The organism is Selenomonas dianae (genome assembly GCF_030644225.1).
GTDB classification, from domain to species: Bacteria; Bacillota; Negativicutes; order Selenomonadales; family Selenomonadaceae; genus Centipeda; species Centipeda dianae.
This window is the reverse complement of record NZ_CP128650.1, coordinates 911962-925979: the sequence shown is the minus strand read 5'-3', so window position 1 is coordinate 925979 and position 14018 is coordinate 911962. Positions and strand designations below refer to the sequence as shown.

Genomic DNA, 14018 nt, shown 5'->3' with positions numbered 1-14018 from the left:
TTCTACTTGATGCAACTCAACCGCCCCTCTTTACTACTCCTCATCCACCTCCTCTCTTTCTCTGCTCCCCTAGCTACCGCCGCTCCTGCACAGCAGGAACAGCTCGACCAGTCACGAGCGCAGGAGACAGAGCGGCAGGAGCGTCTCGGCGAGGAGCGTGTGGAGACGATTGTCGCCCCTTCCACTTCTGCTGATCTTCCCGCAGATGAGAGCGTCCGATTCCACATCTCTCAGATCACGATTGAGAACCAAGTGGAGCGATTCCGCTTCCTCGAACGCATCGCTCGCCCCTACAAGGATAAGGAACTGTCGCTCAGCGACATCAACAAGTTCATCAATGCGATGATCTTGGACAGTCGCTCTCTGCACCGATCAGCCACATCGGCGAGGTGCAGGATGACCGACTCAAAGCCATATACGCATGGCAGACGGGGCGGATGATTCACGATGCGTTCAAGAAGGGGAATCCGCTGACAAACGCGACATTCTCCCTCGACATCAGCTTTGGGACAAACAAATCTTACAGCCGTATGGAGAGCACAACCCACGAATACGCAGGAAGCCGCATCGCGTCGGGTGGAAATACAAACGTCACTGCGGGTGAGCGTGACCTGACCGTCACGGGTAGTGCCATCACAGGACGTGATGTATCTCTTACGGCAAAGGGGAACGTGCGCCTTGAAGCGGGCGAGAATACAAGCGTTACAACAACCGAGAACAAATTCAGTTCGGCAAACATCGGTGCATCCTTTACGCCGCAGGGACTGTCGAATATCAGCGTCAATGCGAACAAAGGTAACGGCAACAGCAAAGAGAATCTTACCGCCTACTCCCCTACCCTCGTTGTCGCAGAGAACACTCTCAGCCTCACCTCGGGCAAGGATATGGACATCATCGGGAGCAAGGCACAGGGCGAGAAGATCACCGCAAAGGTTGGCGGGAATCTGAACATCGAAACCTTGCAGGAGAAGGAAATCTATGAGGAGCAGAATAAATCTGCGGACTTCGGAGTCTCTTGGAGCATGAATCCAGTGACGCAACGCCTTTCCAAACCGACCTTTGGCAGGGATTGGAGCAAAGGAACCATCGACTCCGACTACCGCAGCGCACGCGATCAGGCAGGATTCTTCGCAGGAAGCAAAGGCTTTGACATCTACGTCAAAAAGAATACCGACCTCAAGGGCGGACTCATCGCAAGTGAGGCAAGTTCCGACAAAAACAAACTTTCCACAGGGACATTCTCTTTTAGCGACCTCCATAATGAGGCGGAGTACAGAGCAAAAGACACAGGCTCTTCTTCGCAGATAAAACCGACACTTGTCCAAACAAAAAAGGAAGATCCTGAAGGAAACAAAGAAAAAAATCTGAAGGTAGTGCAGGCATTGCACTCCACTCCTTCGATTCCCATCGTAGTACAGGGAAGTGCAGCCAGCACCACAAAAGCTGCCGTCGCACCGGGAACCATCAACATCCGTGAGAATCCGACACAGGACATCTCTGCCCTCAGCAGAAATACTGCAAACGCACTCAACGAACTTGGTCGTATCTTTGACAAGAAGAGTGTCGAGGAACAAAAGGAACTCGTAAACGTCTTCCGTGAAGAGGCGTTCCGCCTCCTACACAATCTTCCCGACGATGGCAGCGGACGTAAAGTTTTGCTTCATTCCATTGTCGGCGGACTCATCAGCCAGTTCGCAGGAGCGGGCTTTGCTTCGGGTGCAGCAGGTGCAGGTCTCAACGAAGCACTGATTAACAATCTGAAAGGTCTTGACCCTACTATTGCCCAGATAGCTAGTGGAGTCCTTGGCGCAGCTGCCGCAAAAATAGTCAATGGAGATGCAACAGCAGGAGCAATTTCGGCGGCGAGTGGGACGAAGTGGAATAGTTTGCTTACAGAAAGTGATTTTGTAAGAGAATGTATTCGAGATGATGATTTAGTAAAAAACCTACCAGAGGGAACGTGTAATCTTATTGCGGTTTCTGGAGGAGATGCAGTTTCTCTCAGTGGAATGGTTATGGTGTTTAATGTTGAAGGCACTCCGGTTTATTCTTCTTATAATATAGAGGGTGGGGTTTCAGCCTTTGTTGGAGCCTATACCATGGGACGGGGATATCTAGAAGACCCACAAGGAAATATTGTTACAGATCCAGAGATATTAAAGGAACAACTAACGGGTTTTTCAATGGGATGGTCTGCAGGTTTTGGTTTAAAACATGGACGATCCACTAACGTCAATGGATATTCCTTTATATACAATGCTGTATCCTCTACTCCTACGATAAGTTTATCAGCTGGCTACATTTTCTACGAAGGTAATCAGAAGGATTTCTAATCATGAAAAAAACACATATTTTATTTATCATATGTAGTATAGCAATTGTTGGAGGTGTATTACTTTCAATACATGAGAACTTTGAAAATAAATCTGATAATTGGAATATTTTCACAAAAGTATTCCAATCAATAAATTTTCCTCCACAAGAGGATATTATTCACTCAGAAATTTTAGATGTCGTCGGTAAGCCATTTCGTATCAAACTTGAGTACACTTCTACGAAATCATTTGATGAGGATTTGGAGTCTTATAAGGATATATTATATAAGCATGGCTTTCAAAGCCACTCGAATGAACGAGGACATTTCTCTACATCAGATGGATTATGTCATTTTTATTTGAGTGAATCGAAAACTGGAACACATAAAATGATTCTTTCAAATGGAGCTTGGTAAATTTATGAAGATACTCAAATACTTAGGAGTTCTTGTTTTTATATCGGTGTGGGTCTATGGATATTTTTATTACCCTTTACATACAAGTAATACATCTTCAAACAATGATTTACAGCTGATTTATGCTTTGCATGATATAAAAGAGATGCAAACACTGGATATCCTCAATATAAAAAGAGAAGAATACATTGGTGGTATGAGAAAGTTTCAGATTTATGCCAAAGGAGATATCGAAAGCGTATTTAATAAACAGACTATGGAGCAGGGAGGTTGGCACAATATAGAAACAAACAGAAATAACATTACAGCACATAAAAAAGATTACCGTATAGAAGTAGAAAAAAACACAAATAAATGTATTATTACGATTATCATCGAAGATGATACACTATAATATACATATTTTATATCTGTAAAGTAGGTGACTCCACTTGAAAACACTCAACCGCCCCTCTTTACTACTCCTCATCCCCATCCTCTCCCTCTCTGCTGCCCCGACTATCGCCGCTCCTGCCCAGCAGGAGCAGCTCGATCAGTCACGGGCGCAGGAGGCAGAGCGTCAGGAGCGGCTCGGTGAGGAGCGCGTGGAGACAATTGTCGCCCCTCCCCCGTCTGCTGATCTTCCCGCAGATGAAAGCGTCCGATTCCACATCTCTCAGATCACGATTGAGAACCAAGTGGAGCGATTCCGCTTCCTCGAACGCATCGCTCGCCCCTACAAGGATAAGGAGCTGTCTCTCAGCGACATCAACAAGCTCATCAATGCGATGAATCAGTCCCTCATGTCTCGTGGTTTCTCCACGAGCCGTATTGTTGTGCCGGAACAGAATCTCTCATCTGGAGAACTTCATCTCGTTCTTCAGATCGGCTACATCAACACTGTTCGTTTCGCAGAGGGCAGTGATGCACTCTACTGGAAAAATCTCTTTCCCTTCCACGAGGAAGATATCCTCAACGTACGCGACATCGAGCAGGGCATCGAACAGGCGAAGCGTCTCCCCTCACAGGATATTTCCGTTCAGCTCCTCCCCTCGGATCAGCCACAGAGGACAGATGTAGTGCTCACGGTAAAACGTGGGAAGAATTTCTACGGTACAATCTCGGTGGATGATTCGGGTCTTGAAGATACGGGAAAGCTCCAATGGTATACGTCCATCGGCATCGATCAGCCCTTTCACAAGAACGATATGCTCCGTATCGGCATGAATCTCGACGGCGCACAGGACGGCTACGAAAAAGGAACGCGCGGGCATAATATCAGCTATACCTATCCCTATGGGCGGCATACGTTCTCGTTTTCCTATCAGCGTTCCAAATATCATCAGACGGTAGAGAGTATTCCCTATAATTTCATCAGCGCGAGAGATTCCAATATTTCTACACTGTCATGGGACTATGTAGTTCATCGCTCGGCTGCGATGAAGACGAGCATGGATATTCGTCTGCGGAAACGGAACTCACACAGTTTCTTGAACGATGTTGAGCTGCCCATTCAGGCAATGCACCAGACCTCGATGGAGGTTGGTTTTGCTGAGAGGCTCTATCTACAGCGCAATACGCTCTATTTCCGTCTTGCCCACCGGTTTGGTCTTGGGTGGATGGGGGCGCAGGAAGAAAAGGCTTTTGCCGATGCGCCAAAGACACTCTATCGAATGTGGCTGCTCGATGTGGACTTTGTGCATCCATTTGAGTTCAGTCATCGCCCCGCAACATTTACGACATCCTTTCACGGACAGTATACGATGGATGGGATGCGGCTCTATGGTGTAGATATGATCAGCATGGGCAATCGCTATACGGTGCGCGGATTCGATGGCGAGGTCACACTGATGGGAACGAACGGATGGTATCTGCGGAACGAGTTCGCGACGCGATTCCCAAAACAAAAGGCAGAACTCTACCTCGGGTTTGATGTCGGTGCGGTCTACGGGTACGGAGCCGATCTCTATAACGGACATACGATGATGGGGGCAGCTGTTGGTGTTCGTGGATCGATTGATACCGTCTCCTATGATATCTTTGCGGCGATGCCCATAAGAAAACCCGAGGGATTCCACACATCGGATGTGACGAGCGGATTCTCCCTCGGGGTGAAGTTCTAACTATATTAAAAAAGAGGGGCATAGCCCTTCTTTTTTTATCACACTATAACTTTTTGTAGTATTATCTCGATTGGGAGCTCGCCCCTCCCGTTTCCAACTGTTTTAGAAACCATCACCCCTTATTCCCAGAAGATGTGAGAAACCCTAAAACATCAGCACCTTCATAGAGGTTAACTACCCCCCTCCCCTGTACACTTGCAAGCAATTCATCAGCATTGCGAAACATAGGTGAATTATTTGCTGACGGCGAATTGGCATAATTGGTGTTAGCTGGTTGATTGTTAATAGGCTGATTATTTGCATTACCTTGTGATTCCATAAAGATTCCCCTTTCAAAAAACTACACATATCAAAAGACTCGATAAGTCAAACATAAGTGAAAAAAGATATACCACACCACTAAACAGCAAACTGAAAAAATCAAGCCGTTAGACGCATCTCCAAAGCCTTGAGATGTAGGATTACAATAGATATGTTACACAAGTAAATAAAAAGAGAAAGCCTTTTTGTGTTATGCTCTATCTACCCAAACAAATCACACACAAAGGAGGCTTCCTCATGAAAAGCATAACACAGGACATCAAGTATTATCAAGCGATTCTTTCCTATGCCGATCAGCATAGCGTCACAAAGGCTGCCATTAAGTACCGCACCTATCGCCAGTTCATCTATCGACTGCGTAATCGCTACGATGGTACACCCGAATCCCTCGCACCAAAGTCGCGACGCCCCCATCATCACCCCAACGAACACTCCGATCAAGAGATTGCCCTCATTCGTCGGATGCGCAAACGTCGTCCCAATACGGGTCGAAACAGGGAGTATAACAATTTTCCGATGCGTCCCTTAGGCTGGAAGTCTCCTCGTGAGACTTTTTCTCTGCTTCTCTCTTGTGTAACATATGATTGACAAACCTACAGCGTGGCTGAATTTATCAGTGCTTCCTTTAGCAACAAAAAACCCGAGATATTCCACACACCGAATGCATCCGGCGTCTTTCTCTCGGGCAAAACATTGATCTCTTATGCCCCTGTTGACCCTGCCAATCGTTCAACTTCTTCCCGGGACAACTGTGTTGCGTCAGCAATCTGGGAAAGTGTGAGTTTCCCCAAAGCAATTAAAGCCGCCGCCGTCCGACGAGCCGATTCGACACGTCCCTCCATACGTCCCTCTTCCAATTTCCTCTCGCCGAATTTTTCCATCAGTTCGCACATAGTGTGTACCCCCTCTGCTTCTGCCTTAAAGTAATCCGCTCTTTGGGCAAGTTCCTTATAATTCATCTTTCGGGGATTCTCACAGAAGAAATCCTGCATCAATCGCCCGAGCGGCGTATCATCACGATTCGCGCCGTTGACGTAGAGGATATGTGCTCCATCATCAAACGGTCGCTGAAGCTCTTGGATGATTCGCTCCACATGGTACAGAGGGCAGCCAGCTCCGTAGATGTCATTTTCCGTGATGAAAATCACCCATGTTTCTGGCAGTTTGGAAAAATCCTCTCCTTTTGCCAATTCTCGCGCGTCCATCATGCTGCTGTTGTATCGCGCCCGACGCGGGATCGCTCCTTCGTTGGCACGCTGCACCTCGCAGTCGTAGAGCTTTCCCTCGCTGTCCTCCGCCAATACATCAAAACGCACGCCGCGACCATAGAGATTGTCCGCACTCTGCTGCGTGACGACATGCTTGACAACGAGATCGTCGCGTCCGAAGAAGATACGCAGCAGGAGCTGCATTCCCTCGACGTAGTTGTCAAAACATACGTTGAAAAACGTATCGTCGATCAGACGAAGTTTCTGAATCAGTACACCATATTCCGCAGGAATGTCCTTCTTGATTGTCCTCACCGCGCCCATAGCCTCCTCATTTCCTTCTATTCTCATAGTAGGCACTGCGGTGAAGATTGTCAAGACTGAAAAGTTCGATGATACTCGAAAGGGGGTCAAAATCCGGGAAGAACGATGTCCGACCCTCTAATGAAATTTCGTACCGTTTTTTCGTGTCCCGCGAAGCGCCTGTCCTTACTTTGATGAAAGGAAGCCCTGAGAGTCTATGTATCAGCGATTCCCTATGCTTCGAATGCATTCCTGATCTGATGTACGGTCCAACTGTCACCGGCCGCATATACCTCAAGCACATCAAAACGACAGACAGCATCCTCCCTATGCTGTGCGCGTAAATACCAATATGCCGTCTGTATAATCTTCTGCCTCTTTTTGTAATTCACTGCCTCGGCAGGCGTCCCATAGCGCACACTGCTACGTGTCTTCACTTCGATAAAAACAAGCGTACCGTGATCCTCCGCAATGAGGTCGATCTCGCCGTTCTTCGTGCGATAATTCCGCATGAGAATGCGACAGCCCTGCCGCTGCAAATATTCGGCGGCGCAGGACTCCCCCCGATCACCGAGCTTTTTGTTATTCATGACGGTCTACGCTCCCCCGCATGGCGATCAATCCGATAGACATGCGCGAGTACCTCTGCGATCGTGCGATAGAGCTCGGGGGGGATTTCACGATCAATCTCAAGCGCCATCAGCATATTGACGAGGGACTTGTTCTGATAGACAGGAATACCGTTCTTTCGTGCCTCCGCCAAAATACGGTCGGCCACATAGGAACGTCCCTTTGCCGTAACACGCGGCGCTTTATCGTTCTTGACATCGTATTTGATCGCGACGGCACGCGCTTCCTGTTGCGTCTCCCCATCTCCGACGAGTGAAGTATCCTTATCCCATTGCTGCGCCATCTCTCACCCGTCCTTGTGTGTTCATAGTATCCAGTATCATACCGTTCCTGCGCTTTTCACGTCAATGCAGGATTCAAATTTTTGCGGTCATCAGTTGGTAAAGAAACGACGCTCCCCGATTGCGCCAATCTGGATTCCCTCGATGACAAGCGCCGTTCCGTCTGCCGACTCCCGTATCTCGTCGAGCGCATGACGGAACTCCCATGCAGCATCCGCGTCTGAGAAGTAGAGCCGCATATCAACATGGTTTTCCTCATAGATACGGTTGATCAGCTCCACCGTACCGATGTTGTCCGTGAGTACACAGATCCGCAACCAAGTTTCTTTCTTAACGAGGTTCGTTTCCTCGTCTCTGTGCGCCTCATCATAGACATGAATGTAGGCAGGATATTCGGATGCGCCCATAAAAAGCGGCATGACAAAGTTCATGGATCGCTGTCCCGGCTGCGGCGCAAAATTCTCCCCCTCCAATGCATTTCGCATCGTGAGAGCAAGTGAGGCAACATCTCTGCCCGCTCGTTTGTATTGCTCTGCTGTCATCCTGCGTGTCTTGACAATATCTGCCATCTGCATAAACGCCCATAGGCGCGGAAGATCCGGCATCTGTTGCTCAAACGCCGCCTGACGTACCGTCCCCGGAATGTTCTGCTGGGTCAGTCGGATAAGCTCCTGAAGTTGTTTTGCATCCCCTTCGCTCAATGTCTGACCACGTCCGCTGACAAAGTTTTGCAGCAGCAGCGTCTCTTTGGGGCTCAAATTCTCGTTCTGCAGCAGGGTTTGCGCAAGGTTTCGCAGGACGTTCATTGTCTGCGGTGTGTTCTCCAGCGTCTGCGTAAAGTAGCGTGGAATCGCACTCTGTATCTCGGAGGACTTCATCTGTACCGTACTTTGCGTCGACGTATGTGGCGCAGGGGGCAGTTCCGCTTCACTCCCCCCCTGCGTACGTACGGATTGTGCAGTTGTCGCTCCCTGCGGATTCGACTTCGTCGTCTGCGCCTGCACATGGGGCTGCATTCGTGCACCCGCCTCGGGGGCAGGTCTGTTTTCCGCAGGAATCTGCTGTTCCGCCTGTCGCTGCATCGGTGTCGTCGCGTCCTTTGCAATCTGCGCCGTATTTTTCGTATTTCCTGTCGAAGGCGCAGGACTTTGTCCGCGTTCGGAGGATTGTGTGACCTGAGGGAGTTCGTCTGCCGGAAAATTTCGAACTTCTACTTTCTCGTTGAAGGAGGATGATGTTCCCTGCGCAGCAGAAGGATTCGATGGCACAGGAACTTCTCGTATGTTTCCCGTATTTCCCTGCGACATCGTTTCTGTCTGTCGAAGCGGCACTGCCGTGTTGTCCTTTTCCGCTGCGGCTGCTGCCGATGGAGATATTTGCGTACGCGACATCTGTTGCTCAGACGCGGCCTCCTCGGATATGGAAGTCATTGTGTTTGGCGCAGGAGAAGAACCTCCCGTCTCCTGCGCTCCTGCCGGATTCTGGGGAACGGGCTGAACCGTTCCACCCGGTCGAAACTGTTGGGCGGCAGTATTTTCCATGCCATGCGGCAGCTGTTGGGAAACGCTTCCCTCGTCACGCGGCATCATGAGCTGAACCAGCTGATTTAGAAAGGTGAGCGATGTTGTCCCCCTGCCGCCAAAGGGTGATGTTTGTGCATTTCCTTGTGGGTTCAAATCCGCGAGAAAGGTTTGCAATTCTTTCGGCAGGAGTTCCGGATTCCCCGTATCGAGAAGCTGAAAAGCCGCCTTTGTCAGCATAATCGGCTCGAACGTTCCACCGGCTTCCTTTGCAAGTGCCGTTTTTAGTCCGGTGAGGAGCGCCGCGAGATCATCACTCACCTGCGGCATACTGCCTGTTTCCGCCATCGTCCCGAGCTGATTGAGCATACGGGAAAGCGTTGTCAGCTGATCGGTCGAAAAGCGTTGACTGGCAGCGGTACTCCCCAGTCCCTGACCGAGTGTCGTCTCAAGGGAAAAGGACTGCCGTATCATATTTTGAATGACTTCCTTGAGTTCCTGCGGCATCTGCTGAACATTGGACTGCTGACGGTCGCTGACCTTCGAGAGGACATCCGCCATATGATCGATGGCAGTTTCAATGGAGACATTCGTACGCTGACTGAATGCGGTGGACGAATCGCCCCCATCTCCACGACTTTGCACACTCTCGGTCATTCTTCCCTGCGACATCTGCGATGTGGCAGGAATGACGGGAGATGCTGTTGTTGTATTTGCTTCCATCGACACGGTATTCACAGCCTTTTCTGTTACATATTGTTCAGCATGGAGCGGATCGGCTCAAAGGATTTTCGGTGGAGAGGACATACACCGTATGCTCGGATCGCCTCGATATGTTCACGCGTCCCATACCCCTTATGCTTTGCAAAGCCATAGTGCGGGTATTCTGTATCGTATTGTTCCATCAAATGATCGCGCGTCACCTTTGCCAAAATCGACGCCGCAGCAATCGACGCTGACTTTGCATCTCCCTTGATGATGGACTGCGACGGCATGGAAAGTTTCGGCAGCTCCACCGCATCGATGAAAACCTCCTCCGGTGCAGGAGAAAGGACGGCGATTGCCTCGTACATCCCCATTCGCGTTGCCTGTAGAATGTTCATGCGATCAATCATTTCCGCATCAATGAGCGCAACATGATAGGAAACGGCAATATCAACAATCTGTGCAAAGAGTTCTTCGCGCACGGCAACGGACAGCTTCTTCGAATCATTGATACGCGGAAGATGCGCCTCCTGCGGCAAGATGACAGCGGCAACGGCCACAGGCCCCGCAAGGGGGCCGCGCCCCGCCTCATCCACTCCCGCAACAAGCGTACGCCCCGCCGCAACGGCGGCACGCTCATATGCGTACATGGTATGCAGACGTTTCTGCTCCTGCTGTGCTCGCTCGTAACGACGCAGGATAGTCTGCACGGACTTTCTTGTGTCGCTTCGACAGAATTCGATCCATTCCTCCGACACATCACCTTGAAGAAACAAGTTCTCTATTTCTTTTATCGTCAAATTTGCCATTTCCTTTACCGCGCATCCTCTATCAAGGAAATAGATGGCGGAGAGTCAAGCATTACACGCCCAAGCCGTCCGCTGCGGAAATCCGTCAGTACGATCTGCTGCGCCTTTTCCTCGTCAATCCTGCCGCCCGCACGGAGACAGCCGCGCTTGCGTCCGATTGCCGCAAGCAGCTCTGCACCATTTGACAGTTCACCCTCCAGTCGATAGCGCTCCTTGAGGTCAGAGGGATACTTCGTGCGAAGTGTGTCGAGAAGGAGAAGCACAACACTTGCCACATCGTATACATTGTCATTGATTGCCCCCGTATACGCCAGATGAAGAGCCGTCTGCCGATCCTCGAACTTCGGCCAGAGAATCCCCGGCATATCGAGCAGTTCCAACTGCGTGCCGATGCGAATCCACTGTTTCGCACGCGTCACACCGGGGCGATTCTCCACCTTCGTCTTACTTCCACCCGACAGTCGATTGATAAGCGAGGACTTTCCCACATTCGGAATGCCGAGAATCATGCAGCGTGCTGCCCGCGCTTTTGCTCCATGCTGAACGAGCTTGTCCGTTTTCGGCTTCGCACATTGCACAATCGCCTGTACGAGTTCCTTGACACCGCGCCCCTTCACTGCATCCACGGGAACTGCCGTAATGCCTTGCGCGGCAAAACACTTCACCCACACGCGCATCGCTGCCTCATCCGCAAGATCAGCCTTGTTCAGCACAATAACGCGCGGTTTATCACCGACAATCTCCCGCAGCACAGGATTCGCCGAACTCAGCGGAATCCGCGCATCAAGCAGCTCAATGACTACATCTACTAGCTTCAGATTCTCCCGAACCAGCCGCTCCGCCTTGCGCATGTGCCCCGGATACCACTGGAGGCTTGGGATGTCGATTATGTTGTCACTATCCATCATTATGTATATTCTCCCCACACATTGATTTTACCGGATTTCTTCATTGTATGCAGATGAATCAAACAAGAAAATCATAATTCGTCATTATGAATAATATATCATATTTCAGGGGAATGAGCTACAAATTCAGCCTTCGCAGAATCGACATTCTGTTCTTTGAATACCTCAGTCGTTATGGCTGTCGATAGAAAAGTGATTCCAAACTGTAGTCCCCCAAAAGTTAGACATAAAAAACCTCCTCTGCACGCATTCGTCAGAGAAGGCTTTTTTATGTCTATTCGTTTTAGTCCCGTCCGAGTTTGTCACGCAGGATGACATCATGTGCGCCGCCCTCGACGATGCTGGTCGAGGAAACGAGGGTGAGCTTCGCCTTGTCGCGGAACTCGGGGAGGCTGAGTGCGCCGCAGTTGCACATGGTGGAACGGATCTTGGAGAGGGTTGTCTCGACGTTCTCCTTGAGCGGACCCGCATACGGTACGTAGGAGTCCACGCCCTCCTCGAAGGACAGCTTCTTGCTGCCGCCAAGGTCGTAACGCTGCCAGTTGCGTGCGCGGTTCGAACCCTCGCCCCAGTACTCCTTGTAGTACGTACCGTTCACCATGACGCGATCCGTCGGACTCTCGTCAAAGCGCGAGAAGTAGCGTCCGAGCATGAGAAAGTCTGCGCCCATCGCGAGCGCGAGCGTCATGTGGTAGTCGTAGACGATACCGCCGTCGGAGCAGATGGGGATGTAGATGCCCGTTTCCTTGAAATACTTGTCGCGCTCAGCACATACGTCGATGAGCGCGGTCGCCTGTCCGCGTCCAATGCCCTTCGTCTCGCGCGTGATGCAGATCGATCCGCCGCCGATGCCAACCTTGATGAAGTCTGCGCCCGCATTCGCGAGAAAACGGAAGCCCTCGCCATCGACGATGTTGCCCGCGCCGACTTTGACCGTGTCGCCGTACTTCTCGCGGATGTGCTGAATGGTCATCCGCTGCCACTCGGAAAATCCCTCGGAGGAGTCGATGCAGAGGACATCTACGCCTGCTGCAAGGAGTGCGGGAACTCGTTCGGCATAGTCTCGCGTGTTGATGCCCGCGCCGACGATGTAACTCTTGTTGTCGTCGGTCAGCTCAAGCTCGTTCTCCTTGTTGTCGGTGTAGTCCTTGCGGAACACCATGTAGCGGAGGCGCTGGTTCTTGTCGATGAGCGGGAGCATATTCAGCTTTCGCTCCCAGATGAGATCGTTCGCCTGCGTGAGGGTTGTAGAGTCCGCATCTGCCCAGACGAGTTTTTCAAACGGTGTCATAAAGGTTGCGACCTTCGTATCGAGCGACATCCGCGAGACACGGTAGTCACGGCTCGTGACGATGCCGACGAGTTTGCCGTTCGGCGATCCATCCTCTGTGACCGCCATGGTAGAGTGTCCCGTCTTTGCGAGGAGGTCGAGCACACCACCAAGCGTCGTGTCAGGGCTGATATTGGAGTCGCTGCTGACAAATCCGGACTTGTAGTTCTTCACACGAGAAACCATAGCCGCCTCTTCCTCGATGGACTGCGAGCCATAGATGAAGGAAACGCCGCCCTGTTTGGCAAGGGCAATCGCCATCGTATCGTTCGAAACTGCCTGCATGATCGCAGAGGTCATCGGAATGTTCATGGTGAGTGCCGGCTCTTCATCACGACGATATTTGACCAGTGGGGTACGCAGCGAGACGTTCGCAGGGAAACACTCCGCCGAGGAGTAGCCGGGAATGAGCAGATACTCTCCGAATGTGTGCGATGGCTCGGTATAATAATGCGCCAAGGGAACCCTTCCTTTCTGTGTCCGTTCCAAAATTATTGCTGTCTAATATACGCGCTTCCACGGAAGCTGTCAACCCATGCACAGGCAATAAATCACCACGCAGGAAAAATCCTGCATCTGTCAAAAAATCCCTAAGAGCATCGCATTCACTCTTAGGGAAATCATCTGCTATGGTGCCGAAGGCCGGGGTCGAACCGGCACGTTGTCGCCAACGGCAGATTTTGAGTCTGCTGCGTCTGCCAATTCCGCCACTTCGGCATGGGAAAACTTGCTGTGTATTATAGCATCTCCGCAGCAGGTTTGTCAAACATCACACAAGCTCTTTCTCAAGGCGGCGAATGAGATCCATATCCGCCTCGAACCACGGCACGCTGTAGAGATCGGCGCGTCCGAGCCAACGCCCCGCCGAGTGCACGGAGAGCTGCGGCTCGCCCGCAATGTGACGGCATACGTAAAGACGCATATTCATGTGGTACTCGGGGTAGTCGTGATCGACAATGCCGAGCAGACGCTCCACAGCAATCTCGATCCCCAGTTCCTCGCGAATCTCACGCACGAGTGCAGCCTCGTCCGTTTCGCCCGCCTCCACTTTGCCGCCCGCGAACTCCCATGTACCCGCGTACGCGCCATAGCCGCGACACGCACCGAATACCTTACCGTCACGCAGAATCGCCCCCGCGACAACATCGATATGTTTTCTCTCGCTCATAC

15 protein-coding genes and 1 tRNA gene are annotated in these 14018 nt (G+C 50.9%); 6 read left to right on the top strand and 10 right to left on the bottom strand.

Annotated features, from left to right (window positions below; genetic code table 11):
• The first annotated feature begins 6 nt into the window (after window positions 1-6).
• Genes QU667_RS04555 through QU667_RS04535 form a run of 5 tightly spaced genes read left to right on the top strand, consistent with a single transcriptional unit; the run spans window position 7 to window position 4833 of the window.
• Complete coding sequence (locus tag QU667_RS04555) at window positions 7-441, top strand: hypothetical protein (protein WP_304988136.1); 435 nt, start codon at window positions 7-9, stop codon at window positions 439-441.
• Window positions 438-2333 carry a hemagglutinin repeat-containing protein gene (locus QU667_RS04550; protein ID WP_304988135.1) on the top strand — a complete coding sequence of 632 codons (1896 nt, stop codon included), beginning with the start codon at window positions 438-440 and terminating at the stop codon, window positions 2331-2333. The genes QU667_RS04555 and QU667_RS04550 overlap by 4 nt, the downstream gene beginning before the upstream one ends.
• Window positions 2334-2335: 2 nt before the next feature.
• Window positions 2336-2731 (top strand): hypothetical protein, encoded by a 396-nt coding sequence (locus QU667_RS04545; protein ID WP_304988134.1) that lies wholly within the window; start codon window positions 2336-2338, stop codon window positions 2729-2731.
• 4 nt (window positions 2732-2735) lie between these two features.
• Window positions 2736-3125, top strand: a complete 390-nt coding sequence (locus QU667_RS04540; protein WP_304988133.1) for a hypothetical protein — start codon at window positions 2736-2738, stop codon at window positions 3123-3125.
• A gap of 37 nt (window positions 3126-3162) precedes the next feature.
• Window positions 3163-4833 carry a ShlB/FhaC/HecB family hemolysin secretion/activation protein gene (locus tag QU667_RS04535; protein WP_304988132.1) on the top strand — a complete coding sequence of 557 codons (1671 nt, stop codon included), beginning with the start codon at window positions 3163-3165 and terminating at the stop codon, window positions 4831-4833.
• A gap of 112 nt (window positions 4834-4945) precedes the next feature.
• Here the strand turns inward: QU667_RS04535 and QU667_RS04530 are convergent, their stop codons facing one another.
• The gene (locus QU667_RS04530) at window positions 4946-5152 is read right to left on the bottom strand and encodes a hypothetical protein (RefSeq protein ID WP_304988131.1); all 207 of its coding nucleotides are present in this window, start codon (window positions 5150-5152) and stop codon (window positions 4946-4948) included.
• 239 nt (window positions 5153-5391) lie between these two features.
• Between QU667_RS04530 and QU667_RS04525 the strand changes: the two genes are divergently transcribed.
• The gene (locus tag QU667_RS04525) at window positions 5392-5742 is read left to right on the top strand and encodes a helix-turn-helix domain-containing protein (protein WP_304988130.1); all 351 of its coding nucleotides are present in this window, start codon (window positions 5392-5394) and stop codon (window positions 5740-5742) included.
• Between the two features lie 113 nt (window positions 5743-5855).
• Here QU667_RS04525 and QU667_RS04520 read toward each other — a convergent pair whose 3' ends face one another.
• The 9 genes from QU667_RS04520 to QU667_RS04480 all read right to left on the bottom strand — a co-directional run bounded on the left by QU667_RS04520 (window position 5856) and on the right by QU667_RS04480 (window position 14016).
• Window positions 5856-6677 carry a PD-(D/E)XK nuclease family transposase gene (locus QU667_RS04520; RefSeq protein ID WP_304988405.1) on the bottom strand — a complete coding sequence of 274 codons (822 nt, stop codon included), beginning with the start codon at window positions 6675-6677 and terminating at the stop codon, window positions 5856-5858.
• 221 nt (window positions 6678-6898) lie between these two features.
• The gene (locus QU667_RS04515) at window positions 6899-7255 is read right to left on the bottom strand and encodes a YraN family protein (RefSeq protein ID WP_304988129.1); all 357 of its coding nucleotides are present in this window, start codon (window positions 7253-7255) and stop codon (window positions 6899-6901) included.
• Window positions 7252-7578 (bottom strand): EscU/YscU/HrcU family type III secretion system export apparatus switch protein, encoded by a 327-nt coding sequence (locus tag QU667_RS04510; protein WP_304988128.1) that lies wholly within the window; start codon window positions 7576-7578, stop codon window positions 7252-7254. The genes QU667_RS04515 and QU667_RS04510 overlap by 4 nt, the downstream gene beginning before the upstream one ends.
• Before the next feature lie 90 nt (window positions 7579-7668).
• Window positions 7669-9819, bottom strand: coding sequence for a hypothetical protein (locus QU667_RS04505; protein WP_304988404.1), 2151 nt, complete (start codon window positions 9817-9819; stop codon window positions 7669-7671).
• 26 nt (window positions 9820-9845) lie between these two features.
• Entirely contained in the window at window positions 9846-10610 is a 765-nt protein-coding gene (gene rnhB / locus QU667_RS04500; RefSeq protein WP_304988127.1) for a ribonuclease HII, read from the bottom strand.
• 5 nt (window positions 10611-10615) lie between these two features.
• Window positions 10616-11518 carry a ribosome biogenesis GTPase YlqF gene (gene ylqF / locus QU667_RS04495; RefSeq protein WP_304988126.1) on the bottom strand — a complete coding sequence of 301 codons (903 nt, stop codon included), beginning with the start codon at window positions 11516-11518 and terminating at the stop codon, window positions 10616-10618.
• Window positions 11519-11801: 283 nt separating this feature from the next.
• On the bottom strand, window positions 11802-13307 hold the full coding sequence (locus QU667_RS04490; protein ID WP_304988125.1) for an IMP dehydrogenase: 1506 nt from the start codon (window positions 13305-13307) through the stop codon (window positions 11802-11804).
• A 171-nt stretch (window positions 13308-13478) separates the two neighbouring features.
• Window positions 13479-13565 (bottom strand) — tRNA-Leu (locus QU667_RS04485).
• 52 nt (window positions 13566-13617) lie between these two features.
• A complete protein-coding gene (locus QU667_RS04480; RefSeq protein WP_304988124.1) occupies window positions 13618-14016 on the bottom strand; it encodes a (deoxy)nucleoside triphosphate pyrophosphohydrolase in 399 nt (132 codons plus the stop codon).
• Window positions 14017-14018: the final 2 nt, after the last annotated feature.

What these genes read in the sequence shown, in the direction of transcription:
- QU667_RS04505 (WP_304988404.1), bottom strand. Translation starts at nt 9,819, where the DNA reads ATGGAAGCAAATACAACAACAGCATCTCCCGTCATTCCTGCCACATCG.
- QU667_RS04530 (WP_304988131.1), bottom strand. Translation starts at nt 5,152, where the DNA reads ATGGAATCACAAGGTAATGCAAATAATCAGCCTATTAACAATCAACCA.
- QU667_RS04545 (WP_304988134.1), top strand. Translation starts at nt 2,336, where the DNA reads ATGAAAAAAACACATATTTTATTTATCATATGTAGTATAGCAATTGTT.
- QU667_RS04515 (WP_304988129.1), bottom strand. Translation starts at nt 7,255, where the DNA reads ATGAATAACAAAAAGCTCGGTGATCGGGGGGAGTCCTGCGCCGCCGAA.
- QU667_RS04525 (WP_304988130.1), top strand. Translation starts at nt 5,392, where the DNA reads ATGAAAAGCATAACACAGGACATCAAGTATTATCAAGCGATTCTTTCC.
- QU667_RS04540 (WP_304988133.1), top strand. Translation starts at nt 2,736, where the DNA reads ATGAAGATACTCAAATACTTAGGAGTTCTTGTTTTTATATCGGTGTGG.
- ylqF (WP_304988126.1), bottom strand. Translation starts at nt 11,518, where the DNA reads ATGATGGATAGTGACAACATAATCGACATCCCAAGCCTCCAGTGGTAT.
- QU667_RS04510 (WP_304988128.1), bottom strand. Translation starts at nt 7,578, where the DNA reads ATGGCGCAGCAATGGGATAAGGATACTTCACTCGTCGGAGATGGGGAG.
- rnhB (WP_304988127.1), bottom strand. Translation starts at nt 10,610, where the DNA reads ATGGCAAATTTGACGATAAAAGAAATAGAGAACTTGTTTCTTCAAGGT.
- QU667_RS04480 (WP_304988124.1), bottom strand. Translation starts at nt 14,016, where the DNA reads ATGAGCGAGAGAAAACATATCGATGTTGTCGCGGGGGCGATTCTGCGT.
- QU667_RS04550 (WP_304988135.1), top strand. Translation starts at nt 438, where the DNA reads ATGATTCACGATGCGTTCAAGAAGGGGAATCCGCTGACAAACGCGACA.